Origin of the sequence: Paenibacillus sp. PastM-3 (genome assembly GCF_029893965.1) — a bacterium.
Classification (GTDB): domain Bacteria; phylum Bacillota; class Bacilli; order Paenibacillales; family Paenibacillaceae; genus Paenibacillus_AQ.
Genome location: NZ_JARXXP010000009.1, coordinates 170,342 through 195,447, shown reverse-complemented (window position 1 = coordinate 195,447; position 25,106 = coordinate 170,342). Strand labels below are relative to the sequence as shown.

Here is a 25,106-nt window from a genome sequence, read left to right as displayed (position 1 = left end):
GTTCGCGGAGCGTCCACCCAAGTGAATACGTACATCCTACTCCAAACCAAGGGCCGTCCCAAGTAGCCATTTCATGGCTTTTGGGACAGCCCCTTAAAGGCATATGCTGATGTTATTGGGATAGACGGGAAGCCAGCTCGTACAAATCAATATCGAAAGACTTCTTGGTATTTACTACTGTATCAATGTCGGTAATAGTCAATTCACCTTTAATGATTCCGCAAGCTTTGGCGGATTCGCCTTCAATAAGCTTACGCACGGCAAAGTCACCGAGACGGCTTGCCAGGTTGCGGTCAGCCGGAGTCGGCGTACCGCCGCGCTGAATGTGGCCCAGCACTGTCACGCGGGCGTCGAGGGAAGCATGGCGGTCTTTGAGCGCCTGGGCTACATCTTCGCCTTTGCCGACGCCTTCAGCAACAATTACGATACTGTGGCGTTTGCCTCTGGCAAAGTTGTCCTTCATGCGGTCTGCCACTTCATTAAGGTCATACGGCATTTCCGGTACAAGAATGGTTTCAGCACCTGATGCAAGACCGGCGTGCAGAGCAATATCTCCGCAGTGGCGGCCCATAACTTCGACAATGGAAGAACGCTCATGAGAGGACATGGTATCACGGAGCTTGTTGATGGCATCCACAACAACGCCTACCGCTGTATCAAAGCCAATGGTGTAGTCAGTGAAGGAGATGTCGTTGTCAATGGTTCCCGGCAAAGCCATTGTCTTGATACCAAGCTTGCTGAGCTTGTTGGCGCCTTGATAGGAACCATCACCGCCGATAACCACCAGACCGTCGATACCCATTTCATTAAGGATATCCGCACCCTTCTGCTGGCCTTCCGGTTTAATGAACTCCAGACAGCGTGCCGACTGCAGAATCGTACCGCCGCGCTGAATAATGTCGCCTACACTGCGCAGATCCATCGGGAAAATATCACGGTTCAGCAGGCCCTGGTAGCCGCGTTGAATCCCGTACACTTCAATTCCATAAAAGATTGCGCTGCGCACTACCGCGCGGACAGCCGCGTTCATGCCTTGTGAATCTCCACCACTGGTAAGTACTGCGATTTTTTTTACGTTTGACATCCTGTTAGTTCCTCCTTAAATTGTGCGAAGCATGGTTCCCTTAAGCGGAAATTAAGCCCCGCAGCCTTAGTACATGTGCTTGCGGATCCAGCGGCTGTTGACGAAGAAGAACAATCTGGTAAGCGGGCTTCTTCTCATCAACCGTTTGGATACCGAACGAACCTCCCGCTGTTCGCTGACTTTTGGATCGGATAAATAAAGTGCTAGAAGCCCCTCGATAACCATCCGATGCATTGAGTTCTCAGGCAGACTCCGGACATCCTTGCGGGCCCACTCCACGATGGAAGCAATCCGATTCAGCATGGTATCAGTATTGTCGTAATAATTGCAGAAATTGAGGTCACCGCCGGCCCGGTCTTCATCCTGATCAATGAGATAGTCCAGCATAATGTGCAGCCCGCAGACATGCGGAAAGTAAGCAGCACGGACCGAAGCCGCTTTCGACTTGTCCAGACGGGGGTCACAGGCAGACAGGAACAGCATAAACACCCCCAGCGTAGAGCCGGTGGCCGCCGCAAATTCATTCCAGTGAAGATGGGGGGCACGCTTGCCTTCCACAGCCCACCATTCCTTCAGGGCATCTTCCCTGAGCTCGGGGCGGATATGCTTGTACACCTGCAGATCTGTATATAGCACAGCGAGATCATAAATCTCTTCAGCAGCTGCTGCATAGCCCGGTAAAAGCGCCGTCATCTCCTGGCACTTGCGGACCAGCCTGTGCAGATATCCCCCGTCATTCTGCTCGCTGCGCAGCGCATAGTAATTCACGGGTTCGGCATCCGGGCTGATTGCATCCAGCATCGACTGATGCAGCAGCCTGAAATCGGCCGGATCAAGCGAGGTGCTGCGGTCACACAGATTATCCAGATAATCACTGATCGTTTGATAGGCGACAATAAGCGGAATCAGTATATGTCTCATCGACAAATTGCCGGCGGCATAAATTCCGCCGCCTTCACAATGAAACTGTTTGGTTTCAATGCTGGCAAGCGCTTGTTTCCGGAGCTCGGGATCGGGAATCCCTTCTGCATCCTCACGCCAGGAGTGCAGACACTCCCTGACTTCCGGCAGCACGTACTTATAAACCCGGCTCATGAGCCCTATCGGGCCGCGCGGGCTTAGGTTACGGCCTTGCTCAAATTCATTCAATGACAGTGCCTCCACATTGTTGTCTCCTTATCCAAATCATCATTATTATAATATGCGGAACGTTTTTGTACAAACAACAAAATCACTTTCGCAAAACCTTGAAATATTCAGAAATCACCCCAGTTTAACAAACTTTTAACAAACATCAGATACAGGCTTTATGCTATACTGAGCGTATTTGATACCCCAAGGAGTGCAAACACATGGAATCAGGACGGACCGGCAGCCAGTACAGCGATCAGAATTGGCTGCGTTCCTTCATCTTCACACTTTTCGGCACCAGTGTACTGGTGGTCTCTTATTTTCCGCTTTTTTACACCCATCTCGGCTTCAGCAGCACACAGGTGGGACTGCTGTATTCCCTCGGACCGCTGATATCCATCTTGTCCAATCTGTTCTGGAGCATGATGAGCGACCGGCTCGGAACAATCAAAAAAATTATGGCAATCCTGCTGGCAGGACAATTAGTTACCGCTATTATGCTGGCGAAAGCTACTGATTTTTCAATGGTAATGCTTATAATATCCTTATTCTATTTCTTCTATTACCCTGTTTTTCCTCTGGCGGACACCATGGCGATAAAAGTTGCCCAGCGGCATGGGCGGAACTTTATAGCTATCCGTGTGTTCGGATCACTCGGCTATTCTTTTTTTGCCCTGACTATCGGGTATGTGCTGAGAGCGCTCGGTTCCTCTTACAGCATTGGCGTATGTATCGTTATTATTATCGCGGCCCTGCTTATTTCCATTGGGTTAAAGGATGTCAAACGTTCTCCTGAGGCGGACGGTAATACAGGCTCTTCTCCTAAACCCGCTGTAAAGAGCAACGGCCTGAAGGAGATTTTGCTGCAAAAGGAAGTGCTGTGGTTCTTTGGCTGCGTCTTTATTCTGGCCCTCGGGCACCGGATGAATGAAGCGTTTCTGACTCTTAGCCTCAAGAGTATGAACGCCGGCGACGATGTAATCGGCTGGGCGCTGCTCGCATCCGCGCTGAGTGAGATCCCCATCTTCTTTTTGCTCAGTAAATACGGTGAACGGTTCAAGGAGCTTCCACTGCTCGCTTTTGCCAGTCTCATGTACGGAATGCGCTTTCTGTTCATGTCGCTTGCTGTCCATCCGGGCGCCATCATTGCGATACAGGCACTGCACAGCATTTCATTCGGCATTTTCTATGTCACGGCTGTCCGCTATATTACAAGAGTTATTCCCGACCATCTCCGTGCAACCGGCCTGGCGCTATTCACCGTAGTCTGGTCCAGTGCTTCCGGTCTGCTCAGCGGCACTTTCGGCGGTCTGATCTACGAGGATGCCGGACGCCGTATTTTCTATCTGGTAGCTACCCTCTTTTCTATCCTTGCATTCATCGGCTTTTTAACCAAGCATCTGCTGGATATCGGAGGACCTTCGCGGAGCTACTTCCGCAAAAGAGTCATTCCCGCAGTACCACCGGAATCAGAGCCCGCCATTGCACCGCCGCCGGAAGTTCTTCCCTCACAAAAGGCAACACTCTAACCATATCCCGGTCCTTGCTGTCCGCCAGCGGCGGCAAGGACTTCCATGAAACAAAAAAACACAGTTCCCGAGAGAACTGTGTACTTTGTAAGTTGATGGTTACCACTCTTGCAAGTGCCTGCCATAAATCAAATATATATTGCAGCTGACAGTTAACTGTCCAGCCGTTTCTTATAATTTAACTACGTTAGCTGCTTGAGGACCGCGGTTACCGTCAGTGATGTCGAATTCAACCGATTGGCCTTCATCCAAAGTCTTGAAGCCGTCGCCCTGGATAGCTGAGAAGTGAACGAATACATCTTCGCCGCCTTCTACCTGAAGAAAACCATAACCTTTTTCTGCGTTAAACCATTTTACTGTACCTTTCAAATGAACAACCTCCTAAAAATACCGCCATATATGGCGTATGCTTACATTATACCCCAACTATTCCTGCAAAGCAATCCACTTTTTCCCTATATTAGTGATTTAATTTGCTTTTCACTTCCCCGGTGCGTTATCATTGAGCCAAAAGCCAAAAATCGCCAGGGTGGTAATGACATGATCAAAAAACACGAAATATACAAAACAGACAAATGGAATATGATGACCGTCGAGGTTCAGGGACGCTACATTATCCTCAGGGAAATTTCCGACCAGTGGGGAGAAGAAACGCATACCTTTATGAGCCGTCCGGCCATGATGGAATGGGTGAACAACCGCTTCAATAAAGAGTCCTATAAAGACAACGAAGAAGAATACAAAAATATTATCGCAGCGTTTAAGCAGGTATAGGCTGGTATGAATAACGAAAGTCTGGTTATTTATATCGTTGTGGTCCTCTGCCTCGGAGCCGTTCTTATTATGAGTAAGGACAAACTGCCGCCGCGCTTGAAGCGCGGCATGGCTCTGACTGCAGTCATTCTGATTGCTCTCGCCTTTATCTTCATTATTTATAGCCTGCTGGCATAACTCTTGTTAAGAAGGTCATAATCAGAATCTGGCAGGGCATACTAAGCCGACTCTATGATTCAGGAGGCCTAAGTAATGTCCTTTACCGCCAGATCTCTTCGTCTTCTGCTAGCACTGAGCCTGCTGCCGGCCGGCTTCTCAAACGCTGCAGCACAGAACTCTATGCCTGCTGCATCCCATCATTTAAGGAGGATTTCCATGGAACAGTTATTGAAAAGAAGTGAAGTGCCTGCTGAGAACCGCTGGAAGCTGGAAGATATGTTTGCATCACAGGAACAGTGGGATAAGGAATACAATGAAGCAAAAGCGCTGATCAAGAAAGCCTCCGCCTTTCAGGGCAAGCTGGATTCGGCAGAAGAGCTCAAAGCCTGCTTTGAGCTGGATGATGAGCTCTCGCAGCTGACAGAGCGGCTCTATGTATACGCGCATATGCGCCAGGATGAGGATACTGCAGCCCCCACCTATCAGGCTCTTACCCAAAAGGCCAAGAAGCTCAGTGTCGAAGCCGGAGAAGCGCTGTCTTTTGTAACACCGGAAATCCTGTCCCTGCCGGTAGAAAAGCTGGATCAGTTCATTGCTGACCCTACCCTTTCCGCTTACACCTTTACCCTGACTGAAATGAAGCGTGAAAAGGCCCATGTCCTTTCCAAGGCTGAAGAAGCACTGCTGGCCCAGGTTGGTAACATTTCGCAGGCGCCGCAGAATATTTTTGGCATGCTGAACAATGCTGACCTGAAATTCCCCAAGATTAAGAATGAGGACGGCAAGGAAGTCGAGCTGACTCACGGCAGCTATATTCAGTTCCTGGAAAGCCCGGACCGCGAAGTACGTAAGAATGCCTTTAAAGCTGTGTATGAAACCTATGCCAAGCAAAAGAACACGATTGCCGCTACACTTAGCGCGAACGTGAACAAGAATGTTTTTTACTCACGGGTACGCAAATATCCGTCTGTACTGGAAATGTCGCTGTACGGTGATAATATTCCGAAGGAAGTATACACCAATCTGATTGATACCATTCACGAAAGCCTGCCGCTGATGCACCGCTACATGAAGCTGCGCCAGAAGCTGCTCGGCGTTGATGAACTACATATGTACGACCTGTTCGCTCCGCTCGTGGACGAATATAAGCTGGATATTACTTTTGAAGAAGCGAAGCAGATCACCAAGGAAGGCCTGAAGCCGCTCGGCGACGATTATCTGAGCGTGCTGCAGGAAGGATATGACAACGGCTGGATCGACATCTACGAGAATGAGAACAAACGCACCGGCGCATACAGCTGGGGGGCTTACGGCACCCACCCTTACGTCCTGCTGAACCATAACGACAATCTTAACAGCATGTTCACACTGGCGCACGAAATGGGCCACGCCCTGCATTCGTACTATTCGGACAATGCGCTGAAATACCGTGACGCACAGTATACCATTTTCCTTGCGGAGGTGGCTTCTACCACCAATGAGGCGCTGCTGATGGACTATCTGCTGAACAAGTCGACTGATCCTAAGGAAAAAATGTACCTGCTGACCTACTACGCCGACCAGTTCCGCACAACAGTGTTCCGCCAGACGATGTTCGCTGAATTCGAGAAAATTATTCACCAGCGTGCAGAGGAAGGAGAATCATTGACTCCGCAGGATCTGTCGGCCATCTACTACGATCTCAACGTTAAATATTACGGTGCAGATATGGTTGTAGATAAAGACATCGAGATGGAGTGGGCGCGGATTCCGCATTTCTACAACAGCTTCTATGTTTACAAATACGCTACCGGCTTCTCGGCAGCAACCAGCTTCTCCAAGCAGATTCTGGAGGAAGGCAAGCCGGCAGTGGACCGTTACCTCGGCTTCCTTAAGAGCGGGGGCAGTGATTATTCCATCAACATCCTGGCCAAGGCCGGTGTCGACATGTCCTCTCCGGAGCCGATCCGCGAAGCAATGAGTGTATTCGAGAGTGTTATCGAGCAGATGGAGCAATTGACCAAATAAAGCCTGAACAAGCCGCTTAATCCTGCTGTAATCCCTTGCCCTCTGCGGGCAGGGGATTTATATTGTCATTCTCATCCATGGGGGGTAATATTCATATGAAAATTCAATGGTCGCTTATTTTGGGTCTTATATTTGCACTGATTACAGCTGTGTTTGCAGTCATTAATGTCGATCCGGTTCAGGTTAATTTCGGTTTCGATCAGATCAGTATTCCGCTGATTCTCGTCATACTGGGCTGTGCCCTGATCGGCGGCATTATCGTCGGTTCCTACGGGATTTTCCGCCAGTACAAGCTGCAGAAACAAATCAAGGCGCTTAATGCAGAGTTGTCCAAGCTGCGCGATGCGGATCATTCGCTTGACTCCATGACGCCGCTGCCGGATGAGACTGTCTGATCACCTGTTACTACCTTATCCTAAATGATGAATGGAGGATTTTAATCCATGCTTACGATTCAGCCTAATGAAGACTACATTCTATCCCTGCTCAAAAAATTGCTCGACACCCCGAGCCCCAGCGGCTTTACAGCCGAAGTCATGCGGGTGGTGGCAGAGGAAGCCGCAGCTCTGAACGTTCCGCTCAGCTGGAATGAAAAAGGCGGTGTCATCCTCACCGTACCGGGACTCGACCCTTCCCGCACCATCGGCATCAGCGCCCATGTGGACACGCTTGGCGCCATGGTCCGCTCGATCAAGCCAAACGGAACGCTGCGTCTGACCTCTGTCGGCGGCTTTACAATGAACAGCATCGAAAATGAATATTGCGTCATTCATACCCGCAGCGGCCTGACTTACACCGGTACGATTCTGACCAGCCACCCTTCTGTGCATGTCTACGCCGACGCACGTGATTTCAAGCGTGCCGAAGAAAACATGGAAGTCCGGATTGACGAGCTGATTTCGAGCAAAGACGATGTGCTTAAGCTTGGCATTGCCGTCGGCGACTTCATTTCCTTTGACGCACGGGCGGTTATTACACCAAGCGGGTACATCAAATCACGCCATCTGGATGACAAAGCCAGTGTAGCCGCCCTATTCGGACTGCTGGAAAGCATTAAGCGCGAAGGCTGGAAGCCGCTGCACAACCTCGCCCTGCTGATCTCCAACTATGAAGAGGTCGGCCACGGCACTTCCTGGATTCCGGGTGACATCAGCGAATTCATCGCGGTAGACATGGGCGCCATGGGCGATGACCTCAGCTGTAAGGAAACGGACGTCTCCATTTGCGCCAAGGATTCCTCCGGACCTTATGACTACGCCATGACCGGACGTCTGATTGAGCTGGCGAACAGTCTGGCTATTCCTTTTGCGGTAGACATCTATCCGCAATACGGCTCAGACGCTTCGGCTGCACTGCGCGGCGGCAACAATATCCGCGGCGCGCTGATCGGCCCGGGCGTGCATGCTTCCCACTCCATGGAGCGTACGCATAAGCAGGCTGTTCTGAACACAGCCAAGCTGCTGGCCGCCTATGTCGGCACCAACTGAACCGGCAGACCGTAAATGGCGGCAGCTATGGCAGCGCAGACGCTGGCAGCTTGGCTCTGCCCTGCTCGCTCTGCTGGTGCTGCTGATTCTGGCAGTGGCGGCTCTGCTCAATAAGCCGGACAAGCAGCCGCAGGAGGTTTTCAGCGGGCTCCCGCACAGCTATGAGTATCTGGAAGCGGAGAGCCTTGGCAAGGTGCAGCTGCATATGCTGGCTGTGGCTCCAGAGGATGTTATCCTGCGGACAGCCAACCTGCCGCTGCGCCAGATTGCCGCATACGGGATTAACGGCGGCTTCTTCTACGGCACAGACCTTCTGTCTGTGGCGATCATGAATGATGTCCCTGTTAACGGGGATAAGGGAGCCTACGGCTCCGGCTGGTTCAATGCCAAGTATGCCCGCGGCACCCTGGTCTGGGACGGCGCTGCCGGCAGGCTGTCGGTCCAGAGCGTCTCCTCCGGGGACGAGGTGGCTGTCACCGACCGCAGCCGCTATTGGGCCCAGGGCGGGATCAGCATGAATCTGCAGGATGAGGAGCTGTGGAAGGACGCAAGTCAGGCCGAGCATCTGCCCTTTGCTGAGGAGCAGCGCATGCGCTCGGGTCTTGTCTACAACAGGGACGGGAAGCTGTGGCTGATCGTCACGCCTACGCTCTGTACGGCCGAGGAGTTCCGCCTGGCCGTGCTGGACGCCGTTCCCGGTGAAGGCCGGGAAGGCATCTTCCTCGACGGCGACGGCTCCTCGCAGCTGAATGCCGATGAGGCTGTGCTGACCGGCGACTCCCGTCCGGTCGTGCAGATGATTGCGGTGGCGGGCGGGGAGTAGCCGTTTGCCGGGTTGGGTTGTGGTTGACTTGACTCAGGTTGATGTTATGACAAGTCAAGCAATGAGAGTCAACGATGGATAAGAGAATATAGGTTGCGATGCAGGATCTGGCAGTTTGGCTGCCGGTCCTGCATTTTTTATAGGGCCCCACGGTAATTAGTTCGATTTTCGGCACTTAATTCTAACATTTCTCATGTTTTCTGATTATTAGTTGTCAAATCGACAGTTAATTTTATCCAAAACCACATTCGGGGACACTGGCGGTAAAATTAGAGTACCTTTTTCCATCTAAACTTCCCTAAGCTGCTGTTTTCACGGAATTAGTTGTCATTTTTCCAATTAGCTGCCTACAGCAAGACACTTAAACTACTGATGCTGCCTGCAGCCGGGCAGGACCATCTCTCGTTACTACTAAAAGAGCAAAGGACAGCTGGTGCTGCCCGTAGTATGACACTGGTCAGCTTGCGCTGCCGGTTTGGAGCATTCTAACGGGCAGCAGATATTTCATGGCAACAAAAAAACAAGCCGGGCACCGGGTGTTCCGGGCACAGCTTGTTTTTTGTTTATGAACGAGAGGTTATGGCCATATCTTGTCCAGCTTGTCTGCATAGAACGAGATAGCTTTACGGTACTCCCGGATGCCGGGACTTTCGGATGTATCGGCAAGCAACCGGAGCAGCATCCCGGTACCTTCACCGTGCTCCCCCAGGTTATACAGCGCCATTGCCAGGAATGCCTGGAACTCTGCCCGCTCAGGGTACTCCTCAGCTCCCTGCTGAAGCACGGTCTTAGCGCGCTGATATTCGCCTAATGTCCGGTAGGTGCTTCCCAGGCCAAGCAACGCGCCCGCCCGCTGCTCTGCAGGCAGTCCCATAGCAAGGCTCTGCTCATAATAAGGAACAGCCTCCCGCTCAAGTCCCAGCACATCAAGCGTCCAGGCCAGCTGGTACAGCAATTCGGCATCATTATCAGCGCCGGCATCCTTGCTGTTTGCCGAAAGTAAATCCAGCAGAAGCACTCTCGCTTCTTCTGCCCGGCCGGCCTCACGCAAGGCTATGGCATCCTGCATTCTGGTATCCATGATTGTTGCCTCCTGATCTGCAAAGTGCTGCATGCACCGGAATTTATTTGCCGGCAATCCGCTCCGCCAGCTCATTGAGATACGTCCAGCGCTCCATCAGGCGTTCCAGCTCGGCTTCACCCTGCTTCTGCTGTTCAACCAGCTCCTGCAGTGTTGCAGAATCGGCGAACGCCGCCTCCATCTTCGCAGAAAGTTCAACCAGATGCTGCTCGGCCTGCTCAATCATCTCATCAATCGTTTCGTATTCCTTTTGTTCTTTGAAGGTGAACTTAACCTTCTCCCTCACTGGAGGTGCAGCTGCAGCAGCGGGTTCCTGGACTGCGCTTTTCTTGGCTGCCCCGTCGTTACCGGCAGGTACATTCTTGGCCAGCCACTCCTCATATTCGGTATAATCGCCGACATGCAGCCGGATGGTGCCGTTCTCGAACGCAATCAGCTTATCTATGGTGCGGTCCAGGAAATAGCGGTCATGAGATACCGTGAAGACTACTCCAGGAAATTCATCCAGATAGTCTTCGAGGATCGCCAGGGTGCCGATGTCCAGATCATTTGTCGGCTCATCCAGCAGCAGCACATTGGGGGCGCCCATGAGAACACGCAGCAGGTACAGCCGTCTTTTTTCGCCGCCGGACAGCTTGGCGATCGGTGTCCACTGCATCGCCGGCGGGAACAGGAAGCGTTCCAGCATCTGTCCGGCTGTTATGACACTGCCGTCAGCTGTACGGACGATTTCCGCTTCTTCTTTTACATATTCAATAACCCGCATCGTATCATCCATATCCTGATGCTCCTGGGTGAAGTAGCCCAGCTTAACCGTTGCCCCCAGCTGTACCTCGCCGCTGTCCGGCTGAAGCCGGCCTGCAATCAGGTTGAGCAGCGTCGATTTGCCGCTGCCGTTCGGGCCGATAATTCCCACCCGGTCCTGCGGAACGGCAATATAGGTCAAGTCCTTGATCAGAGTCCGCCCGTCCATCGACATGGTCAGATCCTTCAGCTCGATAATCTTGCGGCCCAGCCGTGTTGAAGCCACTGAAATATCCATGGAACCGGCGGAACCGCCGCCCACACTGTCCTTCAGCTTCTCAAACCGGTCGATTCTCGCTTTCTGCTTCGTCGTGCGCGCTTTGGCTCCGCGGCGGATCCAGGCCAGCTCGGTGCGCAGCATATTTTTGCGCTTCTGCTCCTCAGAAGCTTCACGCTCCTCGCGTTCAGCTTTCAGCTCCAGAAACCGCGAATAGTTCGCTTCATAGCGGAACAGTCGCCCGCCGTCCAGCTCCAGCATGACACTGGCTACCCGTTCCAGGAAATAGCGGTCATGCGTTATCATCAGCAGCGCACCGCGGCGCTTCTGCAGATATTGTTCCAGCCAGGCAACCGAGTCGGTATCAATATGGTTGGTAGGCTCATCCAGAATCAGCAGCTCAGACGGGGTAATCAGGGCGGCGGCAAGTGCTACACGCTTACGCTGTCCGCCGGACAGCGTGCCCATCCGTGCGTCAAACCGGGTAATCCCCAGCTTGGTCAGCACGGTTTTGGCCTCACTCTCGAGATGCCAGATGCCGGCGGCGTCGATTTTTTGGCTGACCCGGACCATGGCCGCTTCCAGAGCGGCATTACCGGGGTCTTTTTCAAGGCCGGAAAGAATCTCCATATATTCACGCATCGTCCGCAGATCCGGGTCATCGCCTGCAAACACCTGCTGCAGGACGGTATTGTCCGGCTCATAGGGCGGATTCTGGGCCAGATACTGGACACGTACATCATTGCCGATGGCAATCTGCCCTTCGTCTGCGGTATCAAGACCTGCGATTATTTTCAAAAAGGTTGATTTCCCGGTTCCGTTCACACCGATAACGCCTATCTTGTCCCGCTCATCCATGCCGAACGAGGCATCCTGGAACAGCACCTTCTCCCCGTAGCTTTTGGAGAGATGCTCCACTGTCATAATATTCATGCTCTGTCCTCACTTGCCTTATAGTTTAATAGCGGGTTACGCTTCGTCTTAATCCCGTTCTGGTGTGGTCTGTTCCTTGCGGCTGCCTAGTGCGCCGTGGATAAACAGGCCTGCGGCAAATTCAGCCCGTTTGCGTGCATCCGCTTCTGTGAAGCCGGGACGCAGCATGATGTCCATTTTGAGCCTGTCGAGCGTGCCGATATAGGACTCTGCCAGCAGCTCTGGCTCGGCAGCACCGCTGTCCTGCATCACCCTCATAACTGCCCGCATGTATTCTTCCATAAACTGCGCCATGTAAGCTACCAGCTCGGAATGATTGTTGGGGGCCCGGAAGAAGAGCTTGGTGTGCTGCTTGCGCTCATAATAGTACATCAGATGGTGCCCGGCAATCACCGTAAGCTGTTCCTGCAGGCTGCCGCATGACTTGAGCTTCACATCCAGCTGCTCCAGGAACCCTTCGCAATCACGGCGGGTAACAGCGAGAAACAGCTCTTCCTTGCTTTTAAAATACAGATAGACCGTCCCTTTGGCGATTCCCGCCTTCTCGGCCACTTCCGACATCTTCGTCTCGTAAAAGCCACCTGATCCGAAAAGTTCATAACCGGCATCGAGAATGGCTGTATGCTTGTGACTTACTGTGCTGCCCAACCGGCTCACCTCCACATCTTAATCTATGTGCCCCAAGCAGGAGCTTTCTGACAGCTCTTGATCAGAGCAGGCTTACCAGCAGGGCGGCAGCGCCGCCGGCCAGCGTGCTGAGCGCGTTGACGGCATCGTTATTCATCCAGCGCCAGCCTCTGGCGTGCACAGTAGGCCGGCCGCAGTGCCGCGAGGCTTCTACCTCGCGGCCGCATACGGTGCAGCGGTTCATCCGCTGCACCGTTGCCCCGAGGAACGAGTCGGCGAACGCGCCGGCAAGCCCGCCCAAGAGGCCTGCCAGCGTCAGCAGCAGGAAGGAGCGCTCTTCCATGCCGGAGACCGCCCGCAGCAGCCAGGAGGCTGCGCCGATCAGGGCTCCGCCGGCTGCGGCGGCAAGCGACCCCGGCAGCGAGACGCCGCCCGAGGTGCCGGCCGGCACCACCTTGCCGGTCAGCACGGATCGTGGCGGTCGCCCGGCCAGCGTGCCGAGCTCGGTCGCCCAGGTATCCGAGGTAACGGTAGCCATAACCCCGATAAACAGCAGCTCCCACAGCTCCAGAGGATACACTGCGTTTAACAGAACCAGCAGCATACCCATCCCGCCGTTGGCAAAAACCTGCCCGGCATCCCTCGTTCCCGTTTTGTCATAGGTCAGCTCAAGTTCCGCCTTGTTCTCATGGTGAAGCTTCGAAAGCAGGCTGGAGGAGATGAAAAAAATCAGCAGAATCCCGAACCAGAACGCATTGCCCGCCCCGAAATAAACGGTCCCCATAATAAAGGCTGCGATCATCCCTGAGAAGCTGAGCGATCGTTTGCGGTAAGCCGCTCCAGCCACCAGCATAGCGCCGAAGGCGCCAATTATCCAAGATACCATTACCGGCCAGCTCCTTTATCCGATGATGCAGGTGCCAAGCAGCCGCTCGCCCCAGAACAGCTCGAAGGAATCACCGGAAACAACGGGGCCGACTCCTGCCGGTGTCCCTGTGAAGATCAGATCATTTTTGCCGAGCCCGTACCTGGCCGCTATAAATTCAACAATTTTCTGCAGCGAGAAAATCATATCCTTCACATTGCCGCGCTGTACCTCAGCCCCGTTTTTACGCACAGTAAAGTCAGTAGCCTCCAGCTCCTCCTGTTCAGGTAAGGCAATGTACGGCGTCAGCGGGGCAGCGTTTTTGAAGCCTTTTGCCGCTGTCCAGGGCAGCCCCTTCTTCTTCAGGTCCTCCTGTACATCACGCAGCGTGAAGTCCAGGCCAAGCGCCATCACATCCACCAGCTCCTCCACACTCATCCCGGGCACATAATCACGGGCAATGCGCAGAACCAGCTCACCTTCATAATGGATCTGGCCGGCGTTCTGGGGAAGATGGATAATGGCCTTATCCATCGGCACGGCAGCATGGGAAGGCTTTAGAAAAATCAGCGGCTCCACAGGGACTTTGTTCCCCAACTCCTCCGCGTGTAATCTGTAGTTCCGTCCAACGCAATACACATTATTAATATCAGCGCACATTATAGCTTCAGCTCTTTTCCCGTTATATTTGGAATCCGTTCAGGCTTTCTGAAAAGTGTCACCCCAGATGTCCGGACGGTTCGTACAGATCATGATATCCGAATGCATCTCGGCCAGGCGGCGCATTTCCTTGGCTTTGTCCACAGTCCACGCCATCATTTTAACCCCCCGATCGGCAAGCAGGCGGGCCAGCCCCGGGCTTAACCTGGCAAAGCGGATCGACAGAAAGGAGCAGTCCAGCTCCTTCACCTTGCGCGCCGGGTCACCCAGCCGTGAATCGTATATCAATCCGGTGTGAAAGCGGGCATCCAGCTCTTTAATCCGTTTCAGAACTCCTGCATCGAACGAGGTCAGGACGACCTCATCCCGCATGCCTTTGGAGGAGACGAGATCGATAACCGCCTTTTCCAGACCGGGGTACATATCACCGCTTGTCTTCAGCTCAATGTTCAGCTTCAGCCTCCCGGATGCTAGCTCAAGCACCTCTTCCAGGGAAGGCACCTTTTCTCCGCGAAAAGCGCGCCCTTTCCAGATTCCCGCATCCAGACGCCGCATGGGCTCAAAATCCATATTCCTCACCTTGCCGTGCCCGTTTGTCGTCCGGTCCAGCGTGAAATCATGAATGACGACCGGCACACCGTCCCTGGTCAGCTGCACATCGATTTCCATCCAGCTGACAAAAGGCAGGGCCAGCGCCATGCGTACGGCGGCTAACGTATTCTCCGGTGCTTTGCCGGAAAACCCGCGATGGGCTACACATATGTTTTGCATCAGCATCTATCCCTCCAGCAGAAGTAGTCTGATCCGGCAGCGGAAAAGGTTCCGGCAGGCGGGCAGCTCATGCAGGACCCTGCCGCTTCTTATCTGCCAATCTGGGATACGCGCCCGTCATTGCTGATTCTGATCAGGCCTGCCGACAAGGATTGAACCTTGTTCAGCAGCAGCTGGCCGTCGACATCATTCATCGGCACCGGCCGGCCCAGCTCGGCATACATCGGATGCAGCGTCAGCGAGCATTGGCCCTTAATGCTACACTCTGCCTGAAAGACCGCCGTTTCCCAGGTGGCAGGCGTTGCAGAACGGGTAAAAATAAAATTGCCTGTACTGTAGGCAATCCACTTGCCCTTGTATGGCTCAATCCCCTGAAGAACATGCGGATGCCCGCCTATGACGAGATCTGCTCCGGCATCAATGAAGCTGCGTCCCAGCGTCTGTTGCGTGGAATCATACTGCTCCACCCGCTCCTTCCCCCAGTGGACCACCACCACAACGATGTCGGCTTTTTGCTTCACGGCTGCGATTGTCTTGAGCGCTTCCCTACTGTCATAAACCGAGGCCAGGCCCGGCTTGCCGGCACCGGCTGTCCAGTCACTGCGGGGAATGACCCGGGTGAAGCCCAGCAGGGCGATTTTGATTCCATTTCGCTCAAAATACTGGGCGGTGTAGGCTTCCTTGCTATTTTTTCCTGCACCGACGTAAGGGATTCCCCTTGTATTGAGGTGATTCAAGGTATCCAGCAGCCCTTGTTCGCCCTGGTCGAGCGTATGGTTGTTAGCCAGATTGACCGCGTCCACACCGGCAGATTTCAGCGCATCCAGCGCCTCCGGAGCTCCCTTGAAAACAAACTGCTTATCCGCAGCGCCAACCCCGCCGGTTGTAATCGGCGTTTCCAGATTCACAACCGTCAGGTCATCCGTCTTGAACATTCCGTCCAGGGCGGAGTAGGAATAATTATAGCCCTGCTTCTGCAGCAGCTCCCCTACTTTACCGGCAAAGATCACGTCTCCGGCAAAATTCAGGGTTACGGTCTGTCCGCCGGCATCCTCAGGCAATCCCGAGGTTGCACCGCCCTGAGCAGCACCGCTTCCCTGTTCATTATCCGGCTTGCTGTTATCCGGTGAAGGTGGGGGTGATGGCGTTGCTGCCGTCTCTGCAGACGGCGATGGAGCCGGTGTAGCTTCCAGAGCGGGAACCGGTGTCTGTACCGGCTCCGGCGTGACTGTAGCTTCCGGCTGCGAATCAGCCGCTAGTGAGGGTTGAACCGCCGGGAGCTCCGGCGTTGATGATGGCAGCGGTGAGGCGGTACTCTCCGCCAGCGGAGGCTGCGCTGCAGGTGAATTGCCGCCGTCTCCGGCAAAATAATAAGTTAACATAGCGGTAATCAATAATAACAAACTTACATTGATCCATGCCCAAGCCCTTCTGCGTCGGCGTTTGCTGCTATGCTTGTCTTTCTCCCGGCTCTGGGATCGCGATGGATACATGGGTACAAATAATCTCCTTTATATATAAAGTGTTTCTATTATAGCATATCTGATACACAGCCCTCCAAACCACACAAGCGCAGTATATAATCTAGTAAAAGAATATATAGGAGTAACACTGGCCCGGACAGCGGCGCATACGCGGATTGGACGGAACTTTTCCATTAACCTGACCCGGCCATGCCCCGGGCGAAAAACAAAAAAAAAAACGGTGAAGCCTGGCTTCACCGTTTCTCCTTATCTGACCGCCGGCTCAAGCTCAGGCTGGTTTTGTAAACCGGCAGCAGCGGCCCCGGCGGCCTCCTTCGCCTGCCTGATGCAATCCGGCAGGCCGATGGCATCATAGCCGGCTCCAAAAGCGTATACGCCGGGCAGCTTCTGCCCCAGCTCGCTGCGCAGGCCGGCAATCCGCGCCGGATGGCCGACCGGATATTGCGGCATGGAACGGCGGAGCCGGGTAATCTCCGAGAATAGCGGGTTGGCGGTAATCCCCATGATTTCCCGCAGATCCTTCAGCACCAGCTCCGTCAGCGCCTTGTCGGGCAGCTCCACGTTCTGCTCATCCCCGGAGCGGCCGACATAGCAGCGCAGCAGCACCTTGTCGTCCGGGCTGGTATGCAGCCACTTGGTCGAGGTCCAGGTGCACGCCGTTATATTCCGTCCCTCTTTGCGGGGAACCAGAAAGCCCGAGCCGTCATATTCAGTAATAATGTCCTTCTTGGCAAAGGCCAATACTACATTGGCCACGGAGACATAGTTAACATCCTCCAGCGGCGCCACGTCAACATGGGGACGGAGCAGGCCGGCAGCGGCAAAATCCTGCACCGTAACGAAAATATCGTCCGCCTGCAAAGCTTCCCCGCTCTCCAGCTGCACGACATACCGCGGTGCGCCCGGCACTCCGCTCTCCTGAATCGCTGCTGCAGCCGTACCGGTCCGCTGCTCGACATCATGCAGCTCCTGAATCAGCGCCTGCACCAGGCTTTGCAATCCATTGCGGAAGGTAAGGAAGGCACTTTTCTTGGTTCCCGTATGGGTCTCCACCGGCTTGCGGCCGGTGGTCATTCCCCGGATCAGGCTTCCGTACTTGCGCTCCACCTCTCCGAATTGCGGAAAAGTCGCCTGGAGGCTGATCTTACGCATATCGCCGGCATAAATGCCGGCCAGCAGCGGCTCGGTCATGTTCTCCAGCACCTCTGTCCCCAGGCGGCGCTCGATCAGTTCGCCCAGCGACTCGTCCTCCTGGCTCCGGCGCGGCGGGAGCACGAAGTCCAGCATCGCCCGCATTTTGCCGCTGAAGGAGACAAGACCGCTCTGCAGAAACGGCATAAGCTCGGTCGGAATGCCAAGAACAAGCCCGGCCGGCATCGGATGCAGCTTGCCCTTTTGCAGTATGTACGTCTTCTTGGCATTAGGGTTGGTAGTCACCAGCTCATGATCAAGCTTCAGCTCCTGGGCAAGCTCGACCATTGCTGTTTTGCGGGCCAGAAAGGAATCCGGGCCTTTCTCGATAACAAAGCCCTCACGCTGCAGCGTCTCAATTTTGCCTCCCAGGACATTTTCTTTTTCCAGGAGCACGATGTCGGGCTGCACGCCTGCCTCCCGGTAATACTTGCGCACATAAAAAGCGGCGCTGAGGCCGCTAAGGCCTCCGCCGATAATCACGACTTTGCGGCGGGAACCGGTCATGGCCGGTTCACCTTTAATTCTCCCGCTTTGGCACGGACCACATCGCTGAGAACAGACATATAGGCCGGATCGCTGTTCAATGACTCAATGCGCATGAGACGCAGATCCAGCTCGGAAGCCAGCGCCTGGGCCTCTATATCCAGATCGTACAGCACTTCGAGATGGTCGGACACGAATCCGATCGGTGCCGACAAAACATATTTCACTTCGTTCTTGGCCAGCTCGCGCATCGTATCGAGAATATCCGGGCCAAGCCACGGCTCTGCCGTTCTGCCGGCGCTCTGCCACGTAAACTGCCAATTGGTTACATTAGTCTGCTCCGCAATGGCCTGCGAGGTTGCAAGCAGCTGATCCACGTAAGGATCGCCCATTGCCAGAATCCGCTCAGGCAGACTGTGCGCACTGAACAGCACCCGTACATCCCCGCGTACCGCTCCTGTCTCTTCGAACTGGTCCAGCTTCGCCGATACCCGGCGGCTGAGCACATCGATCAGCTCAGGATGCAGATGGTAGCTTTCTACGAATTCCATGGTGATTCCGCAGGCTTCCGCTTTTTCTTTTGCCCGCTTAATGTACGTTCCCACGCTCATAACCGAATAATGCGGAGCCAGAACGACACCTACAGCATAATTAATACCGTCACGCACCATCTCCTCCACGCCGTCCTCGATAAAAGGTTTGGCATGCTTGAGTCCCTGATAGCACACGTACTCTACGTCACCGCCGGATTTGTTCAGTGCCTCCTGCAGCGCTTCAACCTGCCGGTTCGTATTTTCCCGCAGCGGGAATACGCCTCCGACAATCGCTTCATAACGGTCCTTCAGCTCCTTGAGCTGTTCTGCAGTCGGGGCATGCCCGCGCCGGATATGGGTGTAGTAAGCCTCCACTCCGTCAAGGCTCTCGGGTGTGCCGTAGGACATCACAAGTACACCAATTTTTGCAGTCATAGATTCCAGCTCCTTGTGTTAGATTTGCGGCTTGGCAGCCTGTTTCAGCGCCTGCTTCGAATAGTTATGGATATATTCCGTCAGCTCTCTTAGGGTATCCAGCGAAGCCTCGGGAAATAAACCGTGCCCCAGGTTAAAAATATATCCCGGCTGCTGTATGCCCTCGTCGATCAGATCCTTCGCCCGTTCCTTGAGCAGCTCCATCGGTGCAGTCAGCAGGTAAGGATCGAGGTTGCCCTGAACGGCAAAGCCCTCTCCGATTCTGCGTCTGCCCTCAGTCAGGCTTACGCGCCAATCCAGTCCGATTACATCGGTCTGCAGCCCCTTGAGGCTTGGCAGGAGCTCTCCTGAGCTGACGCCGGGGAAATAAATTTTCGGTACATCAAGATCCGATAATTCGGCAAAAATACGGGAAATCGTTGGCAGCACGTAGCGCTCGAAATCACGCGGGGCCAGCGCTCCGACCCAGCTGTCGAACAGCTGGAAGGCCTTGCCGCCGCTCTTTACATGGGCTCGCAGGTAAGCGATAACCATATCGCCCAGCTTATCCATCAGCTTTTCCCAGACATGCGGCTGGCTGAACATCATTTCCTTGGTTCGGTGATAGCTCTTGGAAGGTCTGCCTTCTATCAGATAACTGGCAATCGTGAACGGAGCGCCGGCAAACGTAATCAGCGGGACATCAAGCTCCTTGTCCAGAATAGCGATGGTCTCCAGCACATGGCCGAGATCACCCTCTACGTCAATCGGTTTCAGCCGGTCCACATCGGCAGCGGTCGTAATTGGATTCTCGATGACCGGGCCGATATTCTTCACGATGTCGAACTGCACACCGATTGAAGCGACCGGATTCATAATGTCGGAATACAGGATAGCCGCATCCACACCCAGCTTGCGCACGGGCATCAAGGTTACTTCGGCCGCAAGCTCCGGCTGGCTGCAGATTTCGAGCAGCGAATATTTCTCCTTGATTTTACGGTACTCGGGATCATAACGGCCGGCCTGCCGCATGTACCATACGGGAACGTGGTCCGTCTCCTGCCGTCTGCAGGCGCGGATAAAAGTGTCATTGTAGGTCATGATAAGATCTCCATTGAATTTAGATTTGATAGGATGGTTGCACATTCATATAGCTTATTATGCCCTTTTTAAAAGTTGGTAACAACCGTTCTCGCCGTCCTAGAATGACAATCCAATGACATTACTATGACAAGTGTTGCACCGGAAAGAGGAAAATATATGATATACTGATAGAATGTCAATTTTTCGTGAATTTTTCTGCAAATAATCTGAATCTGCTGAAAGGAAGTGAAAGCACTTTGAAGAATTGGGAGACCTGGAAAATCAACCTCATGGTGCTTTGGTTTGGCCAGTTTCTTGTAAATGCCGGTATGACTATGATTACCCCGTTCCTGTCGCTTTATCTCGCCAAAGATTTGGGTGTCACGGGTGACAGGGAGATTGGCCTCTGGGCCGGACTTATTTTTGCCGCGAATTTTCTGACCTCATTTATATTCCAGCCGCTGTGGGGCAAGCTTGCCGATAAATACGGCCGCAAAATCATGCTGCTGCGCTCCAGCTTCGGCATGGCCATTGTCATTGTGCTGATGGGCTTCGCCCAGACCCCGATGCAGCTGCTGCTGCTCCGGCTGCTGAACGGGACGATCTCCGGCTTCAATCCGGCCTCTATCGCCCTGGTGTCAGGGACGACACCCAAGCACCGCATGGGCTTTGCCATGGGCCTGATGCAATCCGGCTCGGTGGCCGGGACCATCCTGGGACCGCTCATTGGGGGCTTGCTTGCTGACTGGATCGGCTTCCGGCCTATCTTTTATGTTGTAGGTGCATTGCTGTTCGTAGCTTCACTGCTCGCGTTATTCCTGGTAAAAGAAAAATTCAACCGTGTAGAGGCTGCCAAAGTTCCGCAGGTGTCTGTACTCGAGGGCTTTAAGGAGCTGGCCAAGGTTCCACAGCTGCCTGCGCTCTTCGGTGTTACCTTTCTCCTGCAGTTTGCGATGATCAGCCCGATGTCGCTGCTGCCGATCTATGTGGAGAAGCTGCACGGCTCGGCCGTTAATATCGCCTTCTGGGCGGGAATGGTCAGTGCGGTAACCGGGATCTCTAACATGCTGGCGTCGCCGCTATTGGGTAAGCTGAGTGATAAGGTCGGGGCCCACCGCATTCTGACGTATGCGCTGATTGGAGCGGCGCTGTTCCTGATCCCGCAGGCTTTTGTGACCAGTGTGTGGCAGCTGATTGTGGTCAGGTTCCTGATGGGGGTGTTCATGGGAGGACTGCTGCCAAGTGTGAACGCGCTGATCCGCTCCTATACCCCTGACGGAAAAGAAAGCAGGGCCTTCGGCTTCAACAGCAGCACGCTGGCCCTGGGCAATATGCTTGGTGCGGTAATCGGCGGGTTTTTGTCGGGTTATATCGGAATCGAAGGATTGTTTATTATCTCCGGCGGCTTCCTGCTGATCAACACAGTCTGGGTGAGGTTCAAGCTGTACAAGCCGGGCCGGCACGAGTTGTTCCGCTAAGGCAGTGATGTGATGCTTACTTCACCATTGCCAGCGCCAGGCCGTCATATGCAGGCAGCAGGGTGCTGGTCAGCCGTTCATCGCTGGCAATCATCTCGTTGAACCGGCGCATCGCCTGTACTGCCGGTCCGTTCTTGTCCGTATTCAGCGTGCGTCCGCGCAGAAAGATGTTATCTCCGGCAATGATTGCCCCCGGTGAGGCCATCCGGATCGCATACTCCAGATAGTTCGGATAATTCTCCTTGTCTGCATCGATGAAAAAGAAATCAAAGGTCCGGCCCTCCGCTTCGAGCAGCTTGAGACTGTCCAGCGCAGGGCCGATTTTGTATTCGGTGTTATCAGCAAAGCCCGCTTTGGCCAGATGGCTTTGGGCCAGCTGTGCATACTCCGGCTTCAGTTCAAGCGAGGTCAGCTGCCCGCCTCCGGCGAAGCCGCGGCAGAGGCAGATCCCGCTGTAACCGCCCAGCGCGCCAATCTCCAGAATACGAGTGGAGCGCGAAAGGCTGACGAGCATGGTGAGCAGCCGTCCATAGCCGGGGGCAATGGACACCTCAGGCATCCCGTGAGCGGCGATCGCTTTTTTTACCTCCACCAATAATTCATCTTCTGTGTACAACAGTTCACTGTATTCTTCCTGATTTTGCATATGTATTCTCCTTATCATGTTGTGAAGTCCTGCTCATTCCCCTATACTGAAAAGGATTGGCTAGGCCAAGCTTTACTAAGCGTATGCATGTATGGGATAAAGACGGTACAGGGTACCTCTTTGCTTATCTGCTTTTCTTATTGTACTGGCTGGGTGCAACCATCTACAAGCTAAACGGAGTTGAGCGCATTTTGGGTAAATTACAACTGATCGCCACCGCCCCTATGGGGCTGGAGGCTGTAGTAGCACGCGAATTAAACGAATTGGGTTATGAGACCACCACCGAGAACGGGCGGGTGTTGTTCAGCGGGGATCTTATCGATATCTGCCGCTGTAACTTATGGCTGCGTACCTCTGACCGGGTTCTGATCAAAATGGGCCAGTTCCCTGCCCGGACCTTCGACGAGCTGTTCGAAGGGGTCAAGGCCATTAACTGGGAGGACTGGATTCCCGAGAACGGCGAGTTCCCGGTGGAAGGACGTTCACACAAATCCCAGCTTACCAGCGTACCTGCCTGCCAGGGGATTGTCAAGAAGGCGATTGTCGAGAAGCTGAAGCAGTCATACCGCACCGAGTGGTTCCCGGAGAACGGCCCGCGTTATGTCGTTGAGGTCATTCTGCTGAATGACATTGCGTTAATTACGCTGGACACCACCGGTCCTGCACTGCACAAGCGCGGCTACCGCCGCCAGGCAACCGAAGCACCGCTGAAGGAGACAATGGCGGCTGCTCTCATCCAGCTCAGCCGCTGGAACGGCCACCGTCCGCTGTACGATCCGTGCTGCGGCTCCGGCACGATCCTGATCGAGGCGGCAATGATCGCCTGGAACATCGCGCCCGGACTGCGCCGTTCATTCCCGTCCGAGCACTGGCCGGAGATTCCGAAGCGCCTGTGGGAAGAGGCACGCGATGAGGCCTTTGATGCTGTGCGTGACGATTACCCGCTGCAGCTGACCGGTACCGATATTGATCCGGCTGCGATTGAAATCGCCGAAGCCGCCGCCAAGAGCGCCGGTCTGGCCGGAGAGATCACGTTCAAACATATGGCCGCCGCCAAAGCCCGCCCTGAAGGCGAGTACGGCTGCATCATCACGAATCCCCCTTACGGCGAGCGCATCAGTAACGACAAGGAAGTGGAGAAGCTGACCCGCCAGTTCGGCGAGATGATGCTGTATCTGCCGACCTGGTCCTTCTTCGCGATCAGCCCCTACAAGGAATTCGAGCAATACTATGGCCGCAAAGCGGACAAGCGCCGCAAGCTGTACAACGGCCGGATCGAATGCCAGTACTATCAGTACCTGGGACCGCTCCCGCCGCGCAACCCGCAATAAAGGATTTGACAAGAGCCTTAGACCACCGCACAGCTTATGCTGTCCGGGTTCTAAGGCTCTTTTTGCAGCGTAATGTGAGTTGTATTTCAAAGCTCTGCTTAGTTGTTCCCTCTGCTAGAACATCAGCTTATCCGGGTCAGTCCCGATCCGCTCACCGGCATCCAGCGCGCTGATTGAACTGACTTCTTCAGCCGACAGCTCGAAATCAAAGATTTCGCTGTTCTCCCTGATCCGGGACGGAGTGACCGACTTCGGAATAATCACGATCCGGTTCTGCAGCCCCCAGCGCAAAATCACCTGGGGCACGGTCTTGCCATGCTTACCGGCAATATCCTGCAGCAGCTCGTTATCCTGCAGTCTGCCTTTCATCAGCGGCGCCCAGGCCTCAATCTGGATCTGGTGCTGTACGCAATAGTCATGCAGCTCCTTCTGGATAAACCGCGGGTGCAGCTCTACCTGATTGACGGCAGGCACGATACCGCTGTCCTTGCGCAGCTCCTCCAGATGATGAATCTGGAAATTGCTGACGCCGATTGCCCGCACGCGGCCTTCTTCATACAAGCGTTCGAGTGCGCGCCAGGTGTCTTTATATTTGTCCTTGCCCGGCCAATGAATCAGGTACAGGTCGATTATATCCAGCCCCAGCTTTTTGCAGCTGGTGTCAAAGGCCTTCAGCGTAGTGTCATAACCCTGATCGGAATTCCATACTTTGGTGGTCACAAACAGGCTGTCACGCGCCACTCCGCTTGAGGCAATCGACTGGCCTACCTCTTCCTCATTACCATATACTGCTGCAGTATCGATGCTCCGGTATCCCAGCTCAAGTGCGGTTGTTACCGCATTAGCCACCTCGGCTCCCTCTGCTTTGAACGTGCCAAGACCAAACCAGGGCATATGAACCCCGTTATTCAGAACCGTGCTGTCTGTAATATGCTTCATACCGTTTCATTCCCTCCTCGAATATTGGCGGCTGCCGCCTATGTAAGTAGAAACGGCTTTGCCGTCCTTTAAAGGACGGTATCCGTTTCTGCGAGAAATATAAGGATCATTTATGATGGGCAACCTGTAAATCCTTATATTTTAAAAAATCTATTCAACAACCTGTTCATTATAACACGAGCCGCAGCACCTTCCCAAATCAGGGGAGTACCTGAATAACAAAGAAGCCCCCGCCGGAGAGCGGAGACTTCTATTTGGCGTACGCCGGCACATCCGGCAAGCCCGATATTTGAATTTATTCCTTAACTGCCGCCGGCTTCTTTACAAAAGCTTCCGCCTTCGCCAGCACCTCATCCTCGGTAGGAGCACTTACATAACGTCCGTTAATATAGATAAAGGCCCGTTTGCCGCATGGTCCGCAGTAGGACTTGCAGCCGACTTTGATCTCTGCATCCGGTGCCATCTTGCGCAGCTTGGGCATAATCGTCTTCATTCTGGTGTGATTGCACTGATCACAAATCTGTATTTCGTTAGCCATGGAGCAACCCTTCTTTTGTCCTTATTTACAG

Annotated in this window: 25 protein-coding genes; 9 read left to right on the top strand and 16 right to left on the bottom strand. The window is 54.0% G+C overall.

The features are described from left to right. Positions 1–112 precede the first annotated feature (112 nt). Complete coding sequence (gene pfkA, locus M2108_RS15565) at positions 113–1,084, bottom strand: 6-phosphofructokinase (protein WP_277470176.1); 972 nt, start codon at positions 1,082–1,084, stop codon at positions 113–115. 66 nt (positions 1,085–1,150) lie between these two features. After that, the gene (locus tag M2108_RS15560; protein ID WP_277470177.1) at positions 1,151–2,233 is read right to left on the bottom strand and encodes a tetraprenyl-beta-curcumene synthase family protein; all 1,083 of its coding nucleotides are present in this window, start codon (positions 2,231–2,233) and stop codon (positions 1,151–1,153) included. Between the two features lie 203 nt (positions 2,234–2,436). On the opposite strand from M2108_RS15560, the gene M2108_RS15555 reads away from it, so the two are divergent. Further along, complete coding sequence (locus M2108_RS15555) at positions 2,437–3,744, top strand: MFS transporter (RefSeq protein WP_277470178.1); 1,308 nt, start codon at positions 2,437–2,439, stop codon at positions 3,742–3,744. A gap of 171 nt (positions 3,745–3,915) precedes the next feature. Here M2108_RS15555 and M2108_RS15550 read toward each other — a convergent pair whose 3' ends face one another. Next, positions 3,916–4,113, bottom strand: a complete 198-nt coding sequence (locus tag M2108_RS15550) for a cold shock domain-containing protein (protein WP_277470179.1) — start codon at positions 4,111–4,113, stop codon at positions 3,916–3,918. Positions 4,114–4,284: 171 nt separating this feature from the next. Here M2108_RS15550 and M2108_RS15545 point away from each other — a divergent pair, with 171 nt between their 5' ends. The 6 genes from M2108_RS15545 to M2108_RS15520 all read left to right on the top strand — a co-directional run bounded on the left by M2108_RS15545 (position 4,285) and on the right by M2108_RS15520 (position 8,994). Then, complete coding sequence (locus tag M2108_RS15545; protein ID WP_039872008.1) at positions 4,285–4,518, top strand: hypothetical protein; 234 nt, start codon at positions 4,285–4,287, stop codon at positions 4,516–4,518. A gap of 6 nt (positions 4,519–4,524) precedes the next feature. Next, complete coding sequence (locus M2108_RS15540) at positions 4,525–4,695, top strand: hypothetical protein (RefSeq protein WP_277470180.1); 171 nt, start codon at positions 4,525–4,527, stop codon at positions 4,693–4,695. Positions 4,696–4,893: 198 nt separating this feature from the next. After that, on the top strand, positions 4,894–6,684 hold the full coding sequence (gene pepF, locus M2108_RS15535) for an oligoendopeptidase F (protein ID WP_277470181.1): 1,791 nt from the start codon (positions 4,894–4,896) through the stop codon (positions 6,682–6,684). A 95-nt stretch (positions 6,685–6,779) separates the two neighbouring features. Continuing rightward, on the top strand, positions 6,780–7,079 hold the full coding sequence (locus M2108_RS15530) for a LapA family protein (RefSeq protein ID WP_277470182.1): 300 nt from the start codon (positions 6,780–6,782) through the stop codon (positions 7,077–7,079). A 48-nt stretch (positions 7,080–7,127) separates the two neighbouring features. Then, entirely contained in the window at positions 7,128–8,171 is a 1,044-nt protein-coding gene (locus M2108_RS15525) for a M42 family metallopeptidase (protein WP_277470183.1), read from the top strand. Beyond that, complete coding sequence (locus tag M2108_RS15520) at positions 8,155–8,994, top strand: hypothetical protein (protein ID WP_277470184.1); 840 nt, start codon at positions 8,155–8,157, stop codon at positions 8,992–8,994. The genes M2108_RS15525 and M2108_RS15520 overlap by 17 nt, the downstream gene beginning before the upstream one ends. 577 nt (positions 8,995–9,571) lie before the next feature. Here M2108_RS15520 and M2108_RS15515 read toward each other — a convergent pair. From M2108_RS15515 to hemE, 10 genes are all read right to left on the bottom strand, one after another. Continuing rightward, positions 9,572–10,075: a tetratricopeptide repeat protein gene (locus tag M2108_RS15515; RefSeq protein ID WP_277470185.1), complete on the bottom strand. Its 504-nt coding sequence runs from the start codon at positions 10,073–10,075 to the stop codon at positions 9,572–9,574. Positions 10,076–10,118: 43 nt separating this feature from the next. Beyond that, the gene (locus M2108_RS15510) at positions 10,119–12,029 is read right to left on the bottom strand and encodes an ABC-F family ATP-binding cassette domain-containing protein (protein ID WP_277470186.1); all 1,911 of its coding nucleotides are present in this window, start codon (positions 12,027–12,029) and stop codon (positions 10,119–10,121) included. Between the two features lie 48 nt (positions 12,030–12,077). Continuing rightward, positions 12,078–12,677 (bottom strand): TetR/AcrR family transcriptional regulator, encoded by a 600-nt coding sequence (locus M2108_RS15505; RefSeq protein ID WP_277470187.1) that lies wholly within the window; start codon positions 12,675–12,677, stop codon positions 12,078–12,080. Between the two features lie 61 nt (positions 12,678–12,738). Further along, positions 12,739–13,542, bottom strand: coding sequence for a DUF92 domain-containing protein (locus tag M2108_RS15500; protein ID WP_277470188.1), 804 nt, complete (start codon positions 13,540–13,542; stop codon positions 12,739–12,741). A gap of 15 nt (positions 13,543–13,557) precedes the next feature. Further along, on the bottom strand, positions 13,558–14,181 hold the full coding sequence (locus M2108_RS15495; RefSeq protein ID WP_277470189.1) for a fumarylacetoacetate hydrolase family protein: 624 nt from the start codon (positions 14,179–14,181) through the stop codon (positions 13,558–13,560). 39 nt (positions 14,182–14,220) lie between these two features. After that, positions 14,221–14,952, bottom strand: a complete 732-nt coding sequence (locus M2108_RS15490) for a glycerophosphodiester phosphodiesterase (RefSeq protein WP_277470190.1) — start codon at positions 14,950–14,952, stop codon at positions 14,221–14,223. A gap of 89 nt (positions 14,953–15,041) precedes the next feature. Continuing rightward, the gene (locus M2108_RS15485; protein WP_280777082.1) at positions 15,042–16,445 is read right to left on the bottom strand and encodes a CapA family protein; all 1,404 of its coding nucleotides are present in this window, start codon (positions 16,443–16,445) and stop codon (positions 15,042–15,044) included. Between the two features lie 237 nt (positions 16,446–16,682). After that, on the bottom strand, positions 16,683–18,134 hold the full coding sequence (gene hemG, locus M2108_RS15480) for a protoporphyrinogen oxidase (protein WP_277470192.1): 1,452 nt from the start codon (positions 18,132–18,134) through the stop codon (positions 16,683–16,685). Further along, positions 18,131–19,081, bottom strand: coding sequence for a ferrochelatase (gene hemH / locus M2108_RS15475; RefSeq protein ID WP_277470193.1), 951 nt, complete (start codon positions 19,079–19,081; stop codon positions 18,131–18,133). The genes hemG and hemH overlap by 4 nt, the downstream gene beginning before the upstream one ends. 18 nt (positions 19,082–19,099) lie before the next feature. Next, positions 19,100–20,161 carry a uroporphyrinogen decarboxylase gene (hemE, locus tag M2108_RS15470; RefSeq protein WP_277470194.1) on the bottom strand — a complete coding sequence of 354 codons (1,062 nt, stop codon included), beginning with the start codon at positions 20,159–20,161 and terminating at the stop codon, positions 19,100–19,102. Positions 20,162–20,400: 239 nt separating this feature from the next. On the opposite strand from hemE, the gene M2108_RS15465 reads away from it, so the two are divergent. Beyond that, positions 20,401–21,621, top strand: a complete 1,221-nt coding sequence (locus M2108_RS15465; protein WP_277470195.1) for an MFS transporter — start codon at positions 20,401–20,403, stop codon at positions 21,619–21,621. 16 nt (positions 21,622–21,637) lie between these two features. Here the strand turns inward: M2108_RS15465 and M2108_RS15460 are convergent, their stop codons facing one another. Then, on the bottom strand, positions 21,638–22,267 hold the full coding sequence (locus M2108_RS15460; protein WP_277470196.1) for an O-methyltransferase: 630 nt from the start codon (positions 22,265–22,267) through the stop codon (positions 21,638–21,640). Positions 22,268–22,458: 191 nt separating this feature from the next. On the opposite strand from M2108_RS15460, the gene M2108_RS15455 reads away from it, so the two are divergent. Next, positions 22,459–23,598 carry a THUMP domain-containing class I SAM-dependent RNA methyltransferase gene (locus M2108_RS15455; protein WP_068727920.1) on the top strand — a complete coding sequence of 380 codons (1,140 nt, stop codon included), beginning with the start codon at positions 22,459–22,461 and terminating at the stop codon, positions 23,596–23,598. A gap of 114 nt (positions 23,599–23,712) precedes the next feature. Here M2108_RS15455 and M2108_RS15450 read toward each other — a convergent pair whose 3' ends face one another. After that, a complete protein-coding gene (locus tag M2108_RS15450; RefSeq protein WP_277470197.1) occupies positions 23,713–24,537 on the bottom strand; it encodes an aldo/keto reductase in 825 nt (274 codons plus the stop codon). Positions 24,538–24,832: 295 nt separating this feature from the next. Beyond that, positions 24,833–25,075, bottom strand: a complete 243-nt coding sequence (locus M2108_RS15445; protein WP_039871963.1) for a YuzB family protein — start codon at positions 25,073–25,075, stop codon at positions 24,833–24,835. Positions 25,076–25,106 lie beyond the last annotated feature (31 nt).